The sequence below is a fragment of the Brevundimonas sp. NPDC055812 genome, assembly GCF_053616535.1.
Window position 1 is genome coordinate 155660 of record NZ_JBSHDX010000008.1, and the last position, 18483, is coordinate 174142.

General features: G+C 68.5%; 16 protein-coding genes. 8 read left to right on the top strand and 8 right to left on the bottom strand.

Annotated features, from left to right (window positions below; genetic code table 11):
- The first annotated feature begins 79 nt into the window (after nucleotides 1–79).
- From ACWGL1_RS14200 to ACWGL1_RS14210, 3 genes are all read left to right on the top strand, one after another.
- Entirely contained in the window at nucleotides 80–1579 is a 1500-nt protein-coding gene (locus ACWGL1_RS14200) for a phosphomannomutase/phosphoglucomutase (protein ID WP_452112351.1), read from the top strand.
- Between the two features lie 43 nt (nucleotides 1580–1622).
- Nucleotides 1623–2933, top strand: a complete 1311-nt coding sequence (locus tag ACWGL1_RS14205) for an FAD/NAD(P)-binding protein (protein ID WP_452112352.1) — start codon at nucleotides 1623–1625, stop codon at nucleotides 2931–2933.
- A 118-nt stretch (nucleotides 2934–3051) separates the two neighbouring features.
- Nucleotides 3052–4338: a cystathionine gamma-synthase family protein gene (locus ACWGL1_RS14210; protein WP_291780867.1), complete on the top strand. Its 1287-nt coding sequence runs from the start codon at nucleotides 3052–3054 to the stop codon at nucleotides 4336–4338.
- Nucleotides 4339–4357: 19 nt separating this feature from the next.
- Here ACWGL1_RS14210 and glmM read toward each other — a convergent pair whose 3' ends face one another.
- Entirely contained in the window at nucleotides 4358–5707 is a 1350-nt protein-coding gene (gene glmM, locus ACWGL1_RS14215) for a phosphoglucosamine mutase (RefSeq protein ID WP_346519443.1), read from the bottom strand.
- 184 nt (nucleotides 5708–5891) lie between these two features.
- On the opposite strand from glmM, the gene glmS reads away from it, so the two are divergent.
- The 5 genes from glmS (at nucleotide 5892) to ACWGL1_RS14240 (ending at nucleotide 11507) form a co-directional block, all read left to right on the top strand.
- On the top strand, nucleotides 5892–7706 hold the full coding sequence (glmS, locus tag ACWGL1_RS14220) for a glutamine--fructose-6-phosphate transaminase (isomerizing) (RefSeq protein ID WP_291780862.1): 1815 nt from the start codon (nucleotides 5892–5894) through the stop codon (nucleotides 7704–7706).
- Nucleotides 7707–7790: 84 nt separating this feature from the next.
- Nucleotides 7791–8669, top strand: a complete 879-nt coding sequence (galU, locus tag ACWGL1_RS14225) for a UTP--glucose-1-phosphate uridylyltransferase GalU (RefSeq protein ID WP_452112353.1) — start codon at nucleotides 7791–7793, stop codon at nucleotides 8667–8669.
- Nucleotides 8666–9106 (top strand): GNAT family N-acetyltransferase, encoded by a 441-nt coding sequence (locus ACWGL1_RS14230; protein WP_452112354.1) that lies wholly within the window; start codon nucleotides 8666–8668, stop codon nucleotides 9104–9106. Before galU ends, ACWGL1_RS14230 begins: the two co-directional genes overlap by 4 nt.
- A 278-nt stretch (nucleotides 9107–9384) precedes the next feature.
- On the top strand, nucleotides 9385–10614 hold the full coding sequence (locus ACWGL1_RS14235; RefSeq protein ID WP_452112355.1) for an NAD-dependent epimerase/dehydratase family protein: 1230 nt from the start codon (nucleotides 9385–9387) through the stop codon (nucleotides 10612–10614).
- Between the two features lie 14 nt (nucleotides 10615–10628).
- Nucleotides 10629–11507 (top strand): Rossmann-fold NAD(P)-binding domain-containing protein, encoded by an 879-nt coding sequence (locus tag ACWGL1_RS14240; RefSeq protein WP_291780850.1) that lies wholly within the window; start codon nucleotides 10629–10631, stop codon nucleotides 11505–11507.
- Nucleotides 11508–11588: 81 nt separating this feature from the next.
- Here ACWGL1_RS14240 and ACWGL1_RS14245 read toward each other — a convergent pair whose 3' ends face one another.
- The 7 genes from ACWGL1_RS14245 to ACWGL1_RS14275 all read right to left on the bottom strand — a co-directional run bounded on the left by ACWGL1_RS14245 (nucleotide 11589) and on the right by ACWGL1_RS14275 (nucleotide 18434).
- The gene (locus ACWGL1_RS14245; RefSeq protein WP_291780848.1) at nucleotides 11589–12209 is read right to left on the bottom strand and encodes a DUF1134 domain-containing protein; all 621 of its coding nucleotides are present in this window, start codon (nucleotides 12207–12209) and stop codon (nucleotides 11589–11591) included.
- Between the two features lie 158 nt (nucleotides 12210–12367).
- Nucleotides 12368–14761 carry a phenylalanine--tRNA ligase subunit beta gene (gene pheT / locus ACWGL1_RS14250; protein ID WP_452112356.1) on the bottom strand — a complete coding sequence of 798 codons (2394 nt, stop codon included), beginning with the start codon at nucleotides 14759–14761 and terminating at the stop codon, nucleotides 12368–12370.
- On the bottom strand, nucleotides 14758–15162 hold the full coding sequence (locus ACWGL1_RS14255; protein ID WP_291780842.1) for a hypothetical protein: 405 nt from the start codon (nucleotides 15160–15162) through the stop codon (nucleotides 14758–14760). The genes pheT and ACWGL1_RS14255 overlap by 4 nt, the downstream gene beginning before the upstream one ends.
- The gene (gene pheS, locus ACWGL1_RS14260; RefSeq protein WP_452112357.1) at nucleotides 15162–16238 is read right to left on the bottom strand and encodes a phenylalanine--tRNA ligase subunit alpha; all 1077 of its coding nucleotides are present in this window, start codon (nucleotides 16236–16238) and stop codon (nucleotides 15162–15164) included. The genes ACWGL1_RS14255 and pheS overlap by 1 nt, the downstream gene beginning before the upstream one ends.
- 89 nt (nucleotides 16239–16327) lie before the next feature.
- Nucleotides 16328–16681, bottom strand: coding sequence for a 50S ribosomal protein L20 (gene rplT, locus ACWGL1_RS14265; RefSeq protein WP_003166434.1), 354 nt, complete (start codon nucleotides 16679–16681; stop codon nucleotides 16328–16330).
- 110 nt (nucleotides 16682–16791) lie between these two features.
- Nucleotides 16792–16989: a 50S ribosomal protein L35 gene (rpmI, locus tag ACWGL1_RS14270; protein WP_003166435.1), complete on the bottom strand. Its 198-nt coding sequence runs from the start codon at nucleotides 16987–16989 to the stop codon at nucleotides 16792–16794.
- Between the two features lie 173 nt (nucleotides 16990–17162).
- Nucleotides 17163–18434 carry an MFS transporter gene (locus ACWGL1_RS14275; RefSeq protein ID WP_291780835.1) on the bottom strand — a complete coding sequence of 424 codons (1272 nt, stop codon included), beginning with the start codon at nucleotides 18432–18434 and terminating at the stop codon, nucleotides 17163–17165.
- Between the last annotated feature and the right edge of the window lie 49 nt (nucleotides 18435–18483).

Consider the following 18483-nt stretch of genomic DNA (forward strand, 5'->3'; position numbering starts at 1 on the left):
GCCTCGCGAGCGGGGGAAGGCTATACGCCGAAGCCATACTGCGGCCCCGCTCTCTCCAGCGGCCCATCTAGGAAGACCCATGCAAAAGCCCCGTCAGGACATCCGCCCCAACACTGCGGAATATGAAACCCTGCCCCTGGTCAAGCCGACCGGCTTTCGCGAATACGACGCCCGCTGGATTCTGGAAAAAGAGATCAACCTGCTGGGCATCCAGGCCCTGGGCCTGGGTCTGGCCACCTATGTCCACGAGATCGGTCAGACGCCCAAGATCGCCGTCGGCCACGACTTCCGCGGCTATTCCCTGTCGGTGAAGCAGGCGCTGATCCTGGGCCTGCTGGAAGGCGGCATGGAGGTGCTGGACATCGGCCTCGCCCTGTCGCCCATGGCCTATTACGCCCAGTTCGCGCTCGCCTGCCCCTGCGTCGCCATGGTCACGGCCAGCCACAATGAGAACGGCTGGACCGGCGTGAAGATGGGCGCCCAGGCCCCCCTGACCTTCGGCCCCGACGAGATGGGTCGCCTGAAGGAGATCGTCCTGAACGGCCAGGGCGTCGCCCGCCCCGGCGGCCGCCTGGAGCGCGTCGAGGGCTTCCGCGAGACCTACATCAAGGACGTGGCGTCCAAGGTGAAGCTGTCGCGCCCGCTGAAGGTGGTGGCCGCCTGCGGCAACGGCACGGCCGGGGCCTTCGCCCCCGAGGTTCTGCGCCTGATGGGCGCCGAGGTGATCGAGATGGATACGGACCTCGATTACACCTTCCCCAAATACAATCCGAACCCGGAAGATCACGCCATGCTGGTGCAGATGGCGCAGAAGGTGAAGGAGACGGGCGCCGACCTGGCCCTGGGCTTCGACGGCGACGGCGACCGCTGCGGCGTGGTCGACGACACGGGCGAGGAGATCTTCGCCGACAAGATCGGCCTGATGCTGGCCCGCGACCTGTCGGCCCTCCACCCGAACGCGACCTTCGTCGTCGATGTGAAGTCGACCGGCCTCTACAAGACCGACGAGGTGCTCAAGGCCAACGGCGCGACCACCGTCTACTGGAAGACCGGCCACTCCTACATCAAGCGCAAGACCGCCGAACTGGGCGCCCTGGCCGGGTTCGAGAAGTCGGGCCACTTCTTCCTCTCGGGCGACCTGGGCCACGGCTATGACGACGGCCTGGTGGCGGCGGGCGCCGTCCTGGCCATGCTGGACCGCAACCCCGGCAAGTCGCTGTCGGAACTGAAGACCGCCCTGCCCGACGCCTGGACCAGCCTGACCATGTCGCCGCACTGCGCCGACGAGCTCAAGTATGACGTCCTGACGAAGATCGTGAAGGAATACGAGGACCTGGCGGCCTCCGGCGGAGAAATCCTCGGCCGCAAGATCGTCGAGGCCATCACCGTCAACGGCGTGCGCGTCCATCTGGAGGACGGCTCCTGGGTGCTGGTCCGCGCCTCCTCGAACAAGCCCGAACTGGTCGTGGTGGTCGAAAGCATGAGGTCCGCCGACGACATGCGCGACCTGTTCCGCAAGGAAGTGAAGCCCCGCCTGGCCGCCCACCCGGAAATCGGCGCCTTCAACCAGGAAATCTGATTCCGGTTTGACCGGCGGCGGCGTCGTGGACGATGCTCGTTCAATGAACGACGCCGCCGCCTCCCTACCCGTGATCATCGTCGGCGGCGGATTCTCCGGCGCCATGCTGGCCGCGCGCCTGGCCGAGATGGGGCAGGCCTCGGTCCTGATCGAGCGCGCAGAACAGGTCGGTCTCGGCGTCGCCTATTCCACGCCCCTGGACGACCACCGTCTCAACGTTCGCGCCGAACGGATGAGCGCCCGTCCTGACCGGCCCGCCGACTTCACCGACTGGCTGGCGGTCCACGCCCCGACCTACGCCGATCCGAACGGCTTCGCCCCGCGTCGCCTCTACGGCCTCTATGTGCAGGACCGCCTGACCCGGACCGAGGCCGCCTATCCCGGCCTGATCCGTCGCATCAGGGGCGAAGCCGTCCGCATCGAGGGCGAGACCGTCGTCCTGGCCGACGGCGCCCGCATCCCCGGCCGCGCCCTGGTGCTGGCCACCGGCAATCCCCCGCCGCGCCCCGCCGTCGAAAACGACGGTCCCCGCCGCATCGCCGATCCGTGGCGGCCCGACGCCCTGGCCGCGATCGGGCCTGACGAGGACGTCCTGATCCTCGGTTCGGGCCTGACCATGGTGGACGTCGTCCTGGCGCTTCAGGCCAAAGGCTGGCGCGGCCGGGCGACGGTCGTGTCGCGGCGCGGCCTGCTGCCCCTGGCCCACGGCGCCCATCACGACGCGCCCGTCGACCTGCCGCCGGAGGCTCTGACAGGCGCCCTGTCGCGTCGCCTGGCTTCGGCGCGTCAACTGGCGCGCGACCACGGCTGGCGCCGCGTCATGGAAGGCTATCGCCCCATCACCGCCACGCTGTGGCGCGCCGCTTCGAGCGCCGAACGCGCCCGCTTCCTGCGCCATCTGCGGCCGTGGTGGGACGTGCGGCGCCATCGCATCGCGCCCGAAATCGCCGAAGCTCTGGAGGCGCTGAAGACGGAAAGTCGACTGACCGTTCTCTCAGGTCGCGCCCAGACGATCACGACGGACGACCAGGGCGCACGCCTGACCATCCGCATACGGAATGGAGAGACCCAAACCCTGTCAGCCGCCTGGCTGATCGACTGCACCGGCCCCGGCCACGACGCCGCCCGCGCGCCCCTGACCGCCGCCCTGATCGCCGAAGGCCGCGCTCGGATCGACGCAGCCGACCTGGGCCTCGACCTCGACGCCGAGGGCCGCGTCCTCCACGCCGACGGCGCCGCCGATCTCGCCCTGTTCGCCCTCGGCCCGCCCGCCCGCGCCGCCTTCTGGGAGACCATCGCCGTGCCGGACATCCGCCGGAGGATCGAGGCGCTGGCCCGCATCCTGACCGCCTGATCGTGGCTGACCGTCTTTAGTCGAAACTTCCATCCTTCAGGCCCCGGACTCCACAGTCTAGCTGCTGGCGGGCCTTTCCGTGGTCGGCTATCACCGGGTCAGGAGAGGAAACAAAAAAATGAACCGCCACCGCACACGTGTCCTGGGCGACCGCACCCTCGCGCCTGAAACCCTGATGATGGGCTACGGCTATGATCCGGCCCTGTCGGAGGGCGCGATCAAGGCGCCGCTGTTCCAGGCCTCGACCTTCGTCTTCAAGTCGGCCGAAGACGGCAAACGCTTCTTCGAAGTCGCCTATGGCCTGCGCCAGCGCGACCCGGACGAGGCCCTGGGCCTGATCTATTCGCGCATCAACAACCCAAACCTAGAGATCCTCGAAGACCGCCTCGCCGTCTGGGACAAGGCGGACAAGGCGCTGGTCTTCTCCAGCGGCATGGCCGCCATCTCGACCGCCATGCTCGCGCTGGTGCGGCCCGGCGACGTCATCCTCTATACGGCCCCGGCCTATGGCGGCACCGAATACCTGTTCGACCGCATCCTGCCCCGCTACGGCGTCAAGGCGATCAGCGTCCCCGCCGCCGAGGGCGCCGACGCCCTGGACGCCGCCATGACCGCCGCCGCCGCCGAGGCGAAGTCAACGGGCGGACGCCTGGCCGCCGTCTATCTGGAGACGCCCGCCAATCCGACCAACCAGCTGGTCGACATCGCCCGCGCGGTGTCGGGCGCCAGGGCGCTGGACCAGGCCGAGCCGCCCGCTATCGCCGTCGACAACACCTTCCTGGGCCCTCTGTGGCAGAGCCCGCTGGAGCTGGGCGCCGACCTCGTCCTCTATTCCCTGACCAAATACGTCGGCGGCCATTCGGACCTGATCGCCGGCGGCTGCATGGGCGGGGCGGACATCATGGCCCGCGTCGGCGAGATGCGGACCATCTGCGGCACGACCGCCGATCCGCACACCGCCTGGCTGCTGCTGCGCAGCCTGGAGACCCTGCACATCCGCATGGAGCGGGCGCAGGACAACGCCCTGATCCTGGCCGAGCGGCTACGCGCCGATCCGCGCGTGAGCGCCGTCCTGACCGCCGGCGGGCCGGACGCCTCGCCCGAACAGCAGGCGATCTTCACAGCCCAGTGCAAGGGCGCCGGCTCGACCTTCTCGCTGGAGCTGCCGGGCGGCGAGGCGGAAGCCTTCCGCATGCTGAACGCCCTGCGTCTGTTCAAACTGGCCGTCAGCCTGGGCGGCGCCGAGAGCCTGGCGTCCCACCCGTCCAGCATGACCCATTCGGACTACACTCCCGAGGCCAAGGCGCGCAGCGGCATCGGCGACAATCTGGTGCGCCTGTCGGTCGGCATCGAGAACGTCGAGGACCTGTGGGCCGACCTGGATCAGGCCCTGTCCGCCGTCTGACGGCGCGAGCGGCGGGCGATCAGCCCGCCGCCTTCACCGCCTCGGCGACGTCGTTGACGACGCGCTTGACCAGGGCCTCGTCGTCGCCCTCCGCCATGACGCGGATCAGCTTCTCCGTGCCCGAAGGTCGGACCAGAAGGCGGCCCGCGCCGTTCAGGGCCGCCTCGGCCTCGGCCATGGCGGCCTTGACCTTCTCGTCCTCCAGCGGCTTGCCGGCGGTGTAGCGGACGTTCTGAAGCAGTTGCGGCACCGGCTCGAACTGGCGCGCCAGCTCGCTCATCGGCACGCCGGCCTCGACCAGGACGGCCAGCACCTGCAGCGCCGCCATCAAGCCGTCGCCGGTCGTGGCGTGGTCCTTCAGGATGATGTGGCCAGACTGTTCGCCGCCGAGGTTAAAGCCGCCCTCGCGCATCCGTTGCATGACGTAGCGATCGCCGACCTTGGTGCGCTCCAGCGTCAGCCCCTCCGCCTTCAGGCAGCGCTCCAGACCCAGGTTGGACATGACGGTGGCGACCACGCCCTTGCCGTTCAGACGTCCCCGTCTGGCCCAATCCAGGCCGATCAGGGCCATGATCTGGTCGCCGTCGACCACGTGGCCTGTCTCGTCGCAGATGATGACCCGGTCGGCGTCGCCGTCCAGGGCGATGCCGATGTCGCAGCGATAGCGTTTCACCGCCTCCGACACCGTGGCCGGATGGGTCGAGCCGCACTCGGCGTTGATGTTCAGGCCATTCGGCTCCACCCCGACGGGGAAGACCTCGGCGCCCAGTTCATAGAGGGCCGTCGGCGCCACGCGGTAGCCCGCGCCGTTGGCGCAGTCGATGGCGATGCGCAGGCCCTTGAGGCTGATCCGCTTGGGGAAGGCCTGTTTGGCGATCTCGATATAGCGCGGCGGGGCGTCATCGATGCGCTTGACCCGGCCCAGCTTGTTCGACGGCGCCAGGTCCTGGTCCAGGGCCCCGTCCATCATGGCCTCGATCTTCAGCTCTATCTCGTCCGACAGCTTGTAGCCGTCCGGCCCGAACAGCTTGATGCCGTTGTCCGCATAGTCGTTGTGCGAGGCCGAGATCATGATGCCCAGATCGGCGCGCATGGAACGCGTCATCATCGCCACGCCGGGCGTCGGCAGCGGCCCGAACGTCCGCACGTCCATGCCGACCGAGGCCAGGCCCGCCACCAGGGCCGGCTCGATCATATAGCCGGACAGGCGGGTGTCCTTGCCGATCACCACCAGGTGGCGCCGGTCGTCGTCGGTGCGGAACAGACGCCCGGCGGCCAGGCCGACGCGCAGGGCGACCTCGGCCGTCATCGGATGGGTGTTGGCCCGGCCGCGGATGCCGTCGGTGCCGAAGTATTTTCTCTCGCCCAAGGGCGCGGTCCTTCGCTGGCGGCCCCGGAATTGCAAAGAAACCTTCCGAAACCCATTTTTTGATGTCGCCGCTCTCACGATTGCCTAGATGCGATCATCAAGGGCGGAGGTTGATGCCTCCCGCTTACCTCAATTCCGTCGCCCGGCGCAAAAGCGGGCGCAACATCTCGATCGGAGAGAGCTCATGTGCGGCATCATCGGCGTCACCGGAACCGGCCCCGTCGTCCCCCGCCTGATCGACAGCCTGAAGCGGCTGGAGTACCGCGGCTACGACTCGGCGGGCATCGCCGTCCAGAACGGCGAAGGCGTTCAGCGCCGCCGCGCCAAGGGCAAGATCCGCGAGCTGGAGGCCGTTCTGGCCGCCGATCCCGTCGCGGGGACCGTCGGCATCGGCCACACCCGCTGGGCCACCCACGGCGCGCCGACGACGACCAACGCCCACCCGCACAAGGCGGGGCGCGTCTGCCTGGTCCACAACGGCATCATCGAGAATTTCGCCGAGCTGAAGGCCGAGATGGAGGCCGAGGGCCGCGTCTTTGAAAGCCAGACCGACACCGAGGTCGTCGCCCACCTGCTGGACCACAAGCTGGCGGCCGGGATGACGCCGCTGGACGCCTTCAAGGCCACGCTGGATCGCCTGACCGGCGCCTACGCCCTGGCCGTGCTGATCGAGGGCGACGACGAGCTGATCCTGGGCGCCCGCCGCGGCAGCCCTCTGGTCGTCGGCTGGGGCGAGGGCGAGATGTACCTGGGCTCTGACGCCCTGGCCGTCGGTCCCTTCACCCAGAAGATCTCCTATCTGGAAGAGGGCGATTACGTCGTCTTGAGCCGCACCGGCGCGCGCATGTTCGACGCCTCGGGCCATCCGGCCGACCGCGCCGTGGTCCAGGTCTCGGCCTCCTCGGCCCTGGTCGAGAAGGGCGAGTATCGCCACTTCATGGAGAAGGAGATCCACGAGCAGCCCGACAGCGTCCAGCACACCCTGTCGGAGTACCTCGATCTGGTCTCCGGCAAGGTCAAGGTTCCGTCCGTGGACTTCGCCGCCGTCGAGCGCATCCAGATCGTCGCTTGCGGCACCGCCTTCTACGCCGGCCAGATCGGCAAATACGCCTTCGAACGCTATGCGGGCCTGCCCTGCGACATCGAGATCGCTTCCGAGTTCCGCTATCGCCAACCGGCCGTGACCCAGGGGACGCTGGCCGTCGCCGTCAGCCAGTCGGGCGAGACCGCCGACACCCTGGCCAGCCTGACCTGGTGCAAGGCTCAAGGCCTGAAGACCGCCGCCGTGGTCAACGTCCACTCCTCGTCGATGGCGCGTGAAGCCGAAGTCCTGTGGCCGACCCACGCCGGGCCGGAGATCGGCGTCGCCTCGACCAAGGCCTTCACCGCCCAGGTCGCCGCCCTGCTGTCGCTTGCCGTGGCGGCGGGCGTGGCGCGCGGCAAGATCGACGCCGCCCAGGAGGCGGAGTTGGTCAAGGCCCTGTTCGAGGCCCCGCGCCTGATCGCCGAGGCCCTGCAGATGGACGCGGGCATCCACGCCCTGACCATCGACCTAGCCAAGGCGCGGGACGTCCTCTTCCTGGGCCGCGGACCGATGTTCCCACTGGCCATGGAAGGCGCGCTGAAGCTGAAGGAGATCAGCTATATCCACGCCGAGGGCTACGCCGCGGGCGAGCTGAAGCACGGCCCCATCGCCCTAATCGACGAAGCGACCCCGACGGTGGCGCTGGCCCCGCTGGACGACCTGTTCGAGAAGACCGCCTCCAACCTGCAGGAAGTCGCCGCGCGCGGCGGCCCGGTCATCATGATCGCCCCGGAAAAGGCGCCCGACCCGCACGGCGCCGGCATCCGCCGCGTTCATGCGCCGGACTGCCCGGCCCTGATCTCGCCCCTGGTCTACGCCGTGCCGATGCAGCTTCTGGCCTATTACACCGCCGTCCAGAAAGGCACCGACGTCGACCAGCCGCGCAACCTGGCCAAGTCGGTGACGGTGGAATAGGGCGAACCCGAACCGTCCGGGGGCGTTTGGAAGCTTCACGAATTACGCCTATGACAGGCGCCCCAAGGCTGTTCAGGACGATCCATGACGACCTCCCCCGCCCGCCTGCGCAAGGCGGTTCTGCCCGTGGCCGGTCTCGGCACGCGGGTTCTGCCCGGCACCAAGACCACGCCGAAGGAGTTGCTGAACGTCGTCGACCGGCCGATCCTCTCCTACATCGTGGAAGAGGCGCGCGAGGCGGGGATCGAGCACATCGTCTTCGTCACCGGTCGCGCCAAACAGGCGATCGAGGACTATTTCGACCATCAGATCGAGCTCGAGGCCCAGCTCCTGGCCAAGGGCAAGACCGAGATTCTGGCGACCATGAACGCCGAGCTGGCCCAGGCCGGCGAGATGAGCTTCACGCGCCAGATGCAACCCAAGGGCCTGGGTCACGCCGTCTGGTGCGCGCGCGACATCATCGGCCATGAACCCTTCGCCGTCATCCTGCCGGACGTCATCGTGGATTCGCAGCCCGGCGCCCTGAAGCAGTTGGCCGAGGTCTACGCCGAGGTCGGCGGCAACGTCATCGGCGTCGAAGCCGTGCCTGAGGCCGACACGCACAAATACGGCATCATCGACCCCGCCTCCCACGACGGCCGCCGCTACGGCATGAAGGGCATGGTTGAAAAGCCCGCCCAGGGCACGGCCCCTTCGACCATGTCGATCTCGGGCCGTTACATCCTGCAGCCGGAGATCTTCGATCTGCTGGAGACGCAGGAGCGCGGCGCCGGCGGCGAGATCCAGCTGACCGACGCCATGGCCCGCCTGATGCAGTCGCAGACCTTCACCGCCTATGAGTATGAGGGCGTGACCCACGACTGCGGCGACAAGATCGGCCTGCTGCGCGCCAACGTCGCCCTGGCCCTGAAACGCCCCGACCTGGGCGACGCCGCCCGCACCGCGATCGAAAGCCTGCTTTGATCCGCCCCGCCGCCCCCGCCGACGCGCCTGCCCTGACCGCCGTCTGGCGCCGCGCGGTCGAGGCGACGCACCACTTTCTGACGCCCGAAGCGATCGACGCCATCGAGGCCGACGTCTCCGCCTGGCTGGGCAGCGGCGATCCGAACCTCTGGGCGTGGGAACAGGACGGGGCGCCGGTCGCCTTTCTCGGCCTGTCCGACGATGAACTGGCGGCCCTGTTCGTGGACCCTCGCCTGCACCGCTCCGGCATAGGGCGTCGGCTGGTCGATCACGCCCTGTCGCTGGGCGCCCGGCGTCTCAGCGTCAACGAGGACAACCCCGGCGCCCGCGCCTTCTACGAGCGCCTGGGCTTTCAGGCCGTGGGCCGCGCCGAGACCGACGACGCCGGGCGCCCCTATCCGCTGATCCTCATGGCGCTCAGCGCCGATCCGGCCTGATCCCGGCGGGCCGGCCTCGCCTATTGTGATCGCCCGCCGCGGAAAAGGTCATGATTTCAAGCCTGATACGCCGCGACGACGCGCCAGGCCCGCCTGATCTCGTCTCCGGCCCATCCTGCCGGGTTCCGGAAAGGGATGCCCTCCGATTTCAGACGTTTCAGACGAATTGGACTCTGTTTTTCCATCCTGCGTCGCTTTCGTCGCAGCCAAGCGCCACGCTTTCGCCCCCTCGCGCGTTCGGCTAGGCAGGAGAAGACGTTGAAAACGAGGTTCGACTGATGCGCGTGATGATTCTGGGCGGCGACGGCTTCTGCGGCTGGCCCACGGCCCTGCACCTCTCGGCGCGCGGCTGGGACGTGCTGGTCGTCGACAACCTCAGCCGCCGCAACATCGACAATGAGCTGGAAATCCGCTCCCTGACCCCGATCCGCACCATGGGCGAGCGCATCGCCGCGTGGAAGGAGGTCTCGGGCCGCACCATCGACTTCGTCAACCTGACGGTCGGCAAGGAGTTCGACCGCCTGGTCGCGCTGATCAAGGACTGGGCGCCCGACAGCGTCGTCCACTTCGCCGAACAGCGCGCCGCCCCCTATTCGATGAAGTCGGCGCGGCACAAGCTCTACACCGTCGACAACAATCTGAACGCCACCAACCACCTGCTGGCCGCCATCGTCGAGAGCGGCCGCGACGTCCACCTGGCCCACCTGGGAACCATGGGGGTCTACGGTTACACCACGGCAGGCCTGCGCATCCCCGAGGGCTACCTGAAGGTCACGGTAGAGACCGACCACGGCCCGACCGAGCAGGAAATCCTGTTCCCGCCGAACCCCGGCAGCATCTATCACATGACCAAGACGCAGGACGCCCTGCTGTTCCAGTTCTACGCCAAGAACGACGCCCTGCGGATCACCGACCTGCACCAGGGCATCGTCTGGGGCGCCCAGACTGAGGAGACCAAGCAGGACGAACGCCTGATCAACCGCTTCGACTATGACGGCGACTACGGCACGGTGCTGAACCGCTTCCTGATGCAGGCGGCTGTCGGCTATCCGCTGACCGTGCACGGCTCGGGCGGCCAGACGCGGGCCTTCATCCACATTCAGGACACGGTGCGCTGCGTCGAACTGGCGCTGAACAACCCGCCCAAGCGCGGCGACCGGGTCAAGATCCTCAACCAGATGACCGAGAGCCGCCGCGTTCGCGATCTGGCGCAGATGGTGGCCGAGATGACGGGCGCGCAGGTCCACAACGTCGCCAATCCGCGTCAGGAGGCCGACGAGAACGAACTGGTCGTCGCCAACGATCAGTTCCGCGAACTGGGGCTGAAGCCGATCACCCTGGCCGAAGGGCTCATGGCCGATGTGACCGACATCGCCCGCCGCTACGCCGACCGCGCCGACCGGACCAAGATTCCCTGCGTCACCGCCTGGAACGCCGGCCGCGCCGACGCCCTGCGCGCCGAGACCGAGGGCTCCGCCGCCTCGCCCGCCCGCGTCCTGTCCGCCTGAGAGACTGAAGCCCGATGACCGAACCCGCCGCCGCCCCGTCCCTGCTGGTGTTCGGCGGCGGCTATCTGGGACAGGCGGCGGCCCGCGAAGCCCTGCGGCGCGGCGGTCTGGCCTTCGCCACCTCGCGCGATCCGCAGACTCGTCGGGTGCTGGCCGCTCAGGGGATCGCGCCCATCGATCCGGCCGACGCCAAGGCTCTGGGCGAGGCCCTGGCCGCCGCACAGGCCGTGTTGATTACCACGCCGCCGGATGCTCACGGCTGTCCGGCCCTGCGCGCCCTGACGCCCCTGGCCGCTGACGCCTGGCCTGACTGGATCGGCTATGTCTCCTCCACCGCCGTCTACGGCGATCGCGCGGGCGGCTGGGCCTTCGAGGGCGATCCGCTGAACGCCGCCACACTTGAGGGCGCCCGCCGCGCCAGGGTCGAGCGCGACTGGCTGGACGGCGCCCAGGGCATGGGGCTGACGCTGCAGGTCTTCCGCCTGCCCGGTTTCTACGGCCCCGGCTGCAGCGTCCTCGATCGCCTGCGCGCCGGAACCGCCCGCCTGGTGAAAAAGCCCGGCCAGGTGTTCAACCGCATCCATGTGGACGACATCGTCTCGGGCCTGTTCGCCTCCATGGCCCAGCCGCGTCCCGGCGGCGTCTACAACCTGACCGACGACGAACCTACGCCTGCCGACGTCGTCACCGCCTGGGCCGCCGAGCGCCTGGGTCTGCCGCGCCCGCCCGAGGTCGACTGGACCGACCCCGAGGTCAGCGAGGCCATGCGCCGCTTCTATCTGGACTCCAAGCGCGTCTCCAACGCCCGCGCCAAGGCCGAACTGGGCTGGCGCCCACGCTATCCTTCCTACCGCGAGGGGCTGGAGGCCATCCTCGCCGAGAAGGCCTCCTGACACGAAAAAGGCGCGCCGACCGAAATCGACGCGCCTTCTTTTCGCTCAAGCCGCGAGGTCCGCGACCCGAGCATAGCGAACCTAGAAAGGCAGGATGTTGCGCTGGCGGCTGTAGCTCATGGTGCCGACATTGGCGCCCAGACGCACGCCGACCCCGGTGCGGATCGGAGCCAGGACGATGCCGTCCGCGCGCTGATAATTCACGCCCAGACCGGCGACCAGATAGGCCGAGCCTTCGACGCCCGGATAGCGGCGATACAGCATGTCGGGGTGGTAGAGGCCGTAGACCAGGGTGAAGACCCGGCTGGCGTTGCCGCCCCAGTCCCAGCCGATGGAGGCGCCCTGCCAGAACACCTCCTGCGAGGCCGACAGATCCTTCATGTGCAGGGCGCCGCGGCCGTAGCGCAGGCCGGCGACGACGGCGCCCGCGCCTTCCTCGCCCGCGATATAGGCGGTCGGGCGGTCGCCCTGTTCGGCGAAGATGCGCTCGATGGCGCCGCCCACGGCCTCGGCCGCAATGCCCAGTTCGCGCGACCCGGCGGCGACCAGCTCATCGAAGGTATAGGCCTGGGCCGTGTTGTCCGAAGCGATCGGATAGTTGGGGTCGGCCGGCGGGCGGCTGGCGCAGGCGCCGAGGCCAGCGGGCAGGGCGCCGGCGGCGGCGAGGCCCAGGCTGGTGCGGATCAGTTGGCGGCGGTGCATGGTCGAGGCTCCCGGCTAAGGACGGTCCGCCCGTCGTCGCGGGCTTGGCCTACCGTCCGTGCCTTTTACGGCAGCCTTGGGGCTTTAAGGTTAACCGAAGATTGCTTGGCCGCAGAAGTTCCGGCGGCCTGGGCTTCAGGCCGCCGGATTTTCTGCTGTCAGGCTCGCAAGGTTCCGCCCGCCTTGGCGGCGGCGGCCTTGACCTTGGCCATCAAGGCCTCGATCTCCGCCTCGGCCAGGGTGGCGGCGCGGGGCTGGATCTCGACCTCGATCGCCACCGACTTCTGGCCTTCCGGCACGCCCTGGCCGCGATAGACGTCGAAGACGCGAACGTCGGCGATCAGCGCCTTGTCGGCGCCCGCCACGGCGCGGGTCAGGTCGCCCACGGCCTTGGCTTCGTCCATCAGGAAGGCGAAGTCGCGGGTCAGGGGCATCAGGTTCGGCAGATCCGCCGCGCCACGCGCCTTGCCGCCCTTACCGCGGGGCTCGGGCACGGAATCCAGCACGATCTCGAACGCCAGCATGGGGCCGTCGGCGTCCAGCGCCTTCAGCACGCGCGGGTGCAGGGCGCCGAACTCGACGATGACGTTCTTGGGTCCCAGCTGCAGCCGGGCCGAACGGCCGGGGTGCCACCAGTCACGGTTCGAGCCCTGCGCCAGTTGCAGGGAGGCGACCGGGGCGCCGATCTCTTCCAGCACAGCCAGAAGGTCGCCCTTCAGCGCGAACAGGGGGTCTTCCCCCGCCTCGCCCCAGTGACGGTCGGCGTGCGGCGCGATCAGGCCGGCGATGACGGTGCGCTGGCCGGTCGGCTGATCGTCCAGATAGACGGGGCCGATCTCGAACAGGGCGACGTCGGCGTGGCCGCGCGCGGCGTTGCGCGCCGCCGCCTGGATCAGGTTCGGCAGGACCGAGGGCCGCATGCAGTCCAGATCGGCTGCGATGGGGTTCTCCAGCACCAGATGCTCGTCGCCGCCGCCGAACAGGGTCGCGATCGACTGCTTGGTGAAGGACCAGGTGACGGCCTCGGCATAACCCAGGGCCGCCAGGGCGCGACGGGCCGTGCGCACGCGCGCCTGACGCGGGCTCAGCACCCCGCCCGGCGCCGGGGCGACCGGCGGCAGGGGCGCGTCGGGCAGGGCGGCGTAGCCCTCGATGCGGGCGACTTCCTCGACCAGATCCGCCCGCCCCTCGATGTCGCGGCGCCAGGACGGCGGCGTCACCGACCAGGGCGAGCCGCGCATAACGGTGAAGCCCAGGGCGAACAGGATCTCGAAGATCCGGTCGTCGCTCAGGTCCATGCCCGACAGCCGCTTCACATAGGCCGGGTCAAAGGCGAAGGCGGCCGGAGCGGCCGGGGCCTGGCCCGCCACCGTGACCGTCGACGGCTCGCCGCCGCACAGGTCCAGGATCAGTTGGGTCGCCAGTTCCAGCCCCGGCACGACCGAGGCCGTGTCGACGCCGCGCGCGAAACGATACTGGGCGTCCGAATTGATCCCCAGCGAGCGGCCCGTCTGGGCCGTGGCGATAGGGTCGAACCAGGCGCTCTCGACGAAGACGTCGACCGTCTCGTCCGAACAGCCGGTCGAGACGCCGCCCATGACGCCGCCCAGGCCGATGGCGCGCTGGCCCCCGGCGTCTGTGATGACGCAGTCGGCGGCGCCCGGCGCATAGGTCTTGCCGTCCAGGGCGACCAGGCTGTCGGCTTCGCCGCGACCAGCCCGAACCACGATCCCTTCGCCCGACAGGGTCGCCAGGTCATAGACGTGCAGCGGCCGCGCGCGGTCGTAGGAAATCAGGTTGGTGATGTCGACGAGACGGTTGATCGGACGCAGGCCGATGGCCGTCAGACGCTGTTGCAGCCACTCCGGCGACGGGCCGTTTCTGACGCCCCGGATCACGCGACCGGCGAAGACCGGGCACAGTTCGGGCGCCTCCAGCGCCACCGACACGGGAGAGTCGAAAGCGCCGGCGACGGGAACGATCTCCGGCGTCGTCAGCCGGCCCAGCCCCGCGGCCGCCAGGTCGCGGGCGATGCCCGCCACGCCCAGCCAATCGGGACGGTTCGGCGTCACCTCGAAATCGATCACAGGCTCGGCGCCGAAGACGCCGGCGGCGGGCTCGCCCACCTGCAAGTCGTCGGCCAGCTCCAGGATGCCGTCGCTCTCGTCCGACAACTCGAGCTCGGATGCTGAGCACAGCATGCCGTTGGACACCACCCCACGCACCGGTTTCTCGACCAGGGTTACGCCCAGGCCGGGCACATAGGCGCCGATGGGAGCGTAGATGGTGGTGAGCCCTGCGCGCGCGTTCGGGGCGCCGCAGACGATCTCCTTCTTTCCGTCCACCGTCTCGACCTGACAGACCTGCAGCCGGTCGGCGTTCGGGTGACGTTCAGCCGAGACGATCTTCGCCACGGTGAAGGGAGCCAGGGCGGCGATAGGGTCGTGGACCTCCTCGACCTCCAGCCCGGCCATGGTCATGGCCTCTGCGACCTGATCGACCTCGGCCTCGGTATCGAGGTGGGCCTTCAGCCAGGAAAGCGTGAACTTCATGCTTGGCCCGTCGCGTCGCCGCGCCCAAGCTGTTCGATCAGCAGGTTGATGAAGTTCTCATGGCCGGTGAAGCCGACCCCGCGGAACTGGCATCGCTCGAAAACGCAGTCGGCCATCGGAATAGCGCCGATCGCCTTGTTGGGCGAGGCGGGGCGCAAAAGCACAGTGCGAATGTCGTTGTCGACAGCCCCGAAGCTGGTTTCCGAGAAACGGGTGCCCGGCATGACCAGGACCACGACCGGACCCACCAGGATGCAATTGCGGAAGGTGCGGCCAGCCATCAGCGGAGAACCACCGGCTTCGATATGGCCGCGATAGAGGTCGTACAGGCTGATCTCGACGTTCTCGATGACGGCCTGGGTAGGGTCGAACACAGCGGATGTGGAAGAAGAGGAGGTCATCAGGAAAGTCCGCTTGCAGGATTAGGGGCTTGGAAGGCGGAGAAGCCGTAGTGCGCCAGCCAGCGCGTATCGGCCTCGAACATGGGGCGCAGGTCCGGCACGCCGTATTTCAGCATGGCCAGGCGATCGACGCCCATGCCGAAGGCGAAGCCCTGATACTCATCCGGGTCGATGCCGCAGTTGCGCAGCACGTTCGGGTGCACCATGCCGCAGCCCAGGATCTCCAGCCAGTCCTCGCCCTCGTTCAGGGTCAGCTTGCCGCCGGAACGGTCGCAGCGGATGTCCATCTCGGCCGAGGGCTCGGTGAAGGGGAAGTGGTGCGGACGGAAACGGGCATGCACGTCGTCCAGCTCGAAGAAGCGGGCGATGAAGGTCTCCAGCGTCGTCTTCAGATGGCCCATGTGGATGTCGCGATCGATCACCAGACCCTCGATCTGGTGGAACATCGGCGTGTGGGTCGCGTCCGAATCCTTACGGAAGGTGCGGCCGGGCGCGATGATGCGGATCGGCGGCTTCTGCGACATCATGGTGCGGACCTGCACCGGGCTGGTGTGGGTGCGCAGCACCTTGCGCTCGCCCGTTTCCGGGTCGGGCTTCAGGAAGAAGGTGTCGTGCATTTCCCGCGCCGGATGCTTGGGCGGGAAGTTCAGCGCCGTGAAGTTGTGGAAGTCGTCCTCGATGTCCGGCCCCTCGGCGACCGAGAAGCCCATGTCGGCGAAGACGGCGATCATCTCGTCCATGACCTGCATGGTCGGATGCACCCCGCCCTTGCGGCGCGGGCGGCTGGGCAGGGTCAGATCGACGCGCTCGGCCAGCAGGCGGGCGTCCAGCTCGGCAGCCTCCAGCTCGGTCTTGCGGGCGGAAAGAGCCGACGACACCCGGTCGCGCAGGCCGTTGATCACGGGGCCGCGCTCGCGGCGTTCATCCGGGCTCAGCGCCCCCATGCCTTTCAGCAGGCCCGAGATCGAGCCGGACTTGCCGAGGGCGGCGACGCGGATGTCCTCCAGACCCGCCACGCTCTCGGCCGAGCCGATGGCGTTGATGAGGTCCAGTTCCAGTTGAGCGAGATCGGTCATGGGGGTTCGTCTAGCCGTTAGGATCGAAAGCAAAAAGCCCCCCGGCGCGAACCGGAGGGCTTTTGCTTCATCCCGTGTGGGAGAAAGGCTTAGGCCAGGGCCGCGCGAACCTTGTCGGCGATGCCCTTGAAGCCGGCTTCATCGGCGGCGATGGCGGCCAGAACCTTGCGGTCCAGCTCGATGCCGGCCTTGTTCAGGCCGTGCATGAACTGCGAGTAGGTGAAGCCTTCGGTGCGGGCCGCGGCGTTGATGCGCTGGATCCACAGGGCGCGGAACGAGCGCTTCTTGTTGCGACGGTCGCGGTAGGCGTACTGACCGGCGCGATCCACGGCGGCCTTGGCGGCGCGGATGGTGTTCTTGCGGCGGCCGTAGAAGCCCTTGGCCTGCTTCAGGACCTTCTTGTGCTTGGCGTGGGACGTAACGCCCCGGGTGACGCGAGCCATTGTAATTTTCCCTTCGGGAAGTCCCTACCGCTCGGCGCGCGGCGCCTCGCTGCTTGAGGGACTTAATTCAAATTCGATTAGCGGAGAGGATCAGTGATGCAGCGCGCCGATCAGGCGTACGGCATGTAGGACTTGATCTTCTTGGCGTCGGCGTCGGCCATGACCGAAGTGCCGCGGTTCTGGCGGATGTACTTCGAGTTGTGACTGATCAGGCGGTGGCGCTTGCCGGCCACGCCAGCCTTGACCTTGCCCGTCGCGGTGAATTTGAAGCGCTTCTTGGCGCCCGACTTCGTCTTCAGCTTCGGCATTTTCACTCTCTTTATTGAGGGGTCTACCGCCCTTCGGGCTACTTGAGCCCCAAGGTCAGATGACCGATTTAAGACCGCCCAGGCATGCCTGTTCGCCCGGCGGTCCGGTACGCGAAGGCGCGGCTTCTACGCCAAACGGGAGCCGGAGGCAAGAAGAGTCGCCGCGCGGCGTCTCAGGCCTGGGCCTCCCGGCGGCGCGCGGCGCGTCCAGCGTTGATCGCCATCATCGCCGCCGGAACGGTCAACGCCGCCCCGACCAGGAAGGGCCAGTCCGATCCAATGGCGGAATAGAGGACGCCCGCGACCATGGGGCCGACGATGCGGGCCATCGATCCCGTCGCCATGTTCAGCCCCAGCATGGCGCCCTGCCGGTCCGGCGGCGACGCCCGGCTGATCAGGGCCGAGATGTTGGGCATGGCCAGAGACATGCCGCAGGCGCCGATCCCCATGACGATGGGAATGATCCAACCGGCCGATACGGGGATGACGAACAGACCCAGGTCGATCTGCGCCGCCGGAAACCACGCCGGCGGGGCCGCCACCTGCAGGATCAGGGACGCGCCGAACAACAGCATCCCCGCCGCCAGCACCCGCGCCTCGCCGAAACGCCTCGCCAGCCGCCCGGCCACCAGCCCCTGATTCAAGGCCGAGACCAGCCCCACGATCATGAAGCTGAGGCCCACCTCGCGCGCGGTCCAGGCGTAGCGGCTTTCGGCCCACAGACCGAAGGACGCCTCCATGGCCGAGAACCCGGCCAGATAGATCAGGCTGACCACCAGGACGCGCGACACCACTTCATCGGCGCGTGCGAACTGCAGGCCGGACAGGAAGGCGGGGCGGGGCGCGGCGGGATCGGCCTTGGCTCGGCTCTCGCGCAGGAAGAGCATCACCCCCAGCGCCGCCAGCACCGCTGCGCCCGAGGCGGCGAAGATCGGCAACTGATAGCCGACATGGCCCATCTGCGGCTGGGCGAGCAGGCCGCCCAGGCCCGGCCCGACGATGAAGCCCAGGCCGAAGGCGGCGCCGATCATCCCCATCCGTCCGGCCCGGCGCTCGGGCGGGGTGACGTCGGCGATATAGCCCTGGACCGTCGAGATATTGCCCGCGCCCAGACCGGTGAACAATCGCACCAGCACCGCCGCCCAGATGTTGGGCGCGAAGGCCAGCAGCAGATAGCCCAGGGCGTTGGCCGCCAGCGTGGCCAGCAGCACCGGCTTGCGTCCGATCCGATCCGACAGCCGCCCCCAGAAGGGTTCGGCGAAGAACTGGCCCAGGGAATAGGCCGAGAACATCAAGGTGATCTGCCACGGCTCGGCCTGCAGGCTGAGCGCGAAGAACGGCAGCAGCGGCACCACCAGGCCGAAACCGACCAGGTTGATGAAGACCACGGCGAACAGAACCGCCAGGGTCGGCGCCTGGGCCTTGTGAGACATGGAAGAGGACATCGACTCGCCTTAGCGCGACGCCTGCCGCTCGGAAAGCGCCGCGATGCTA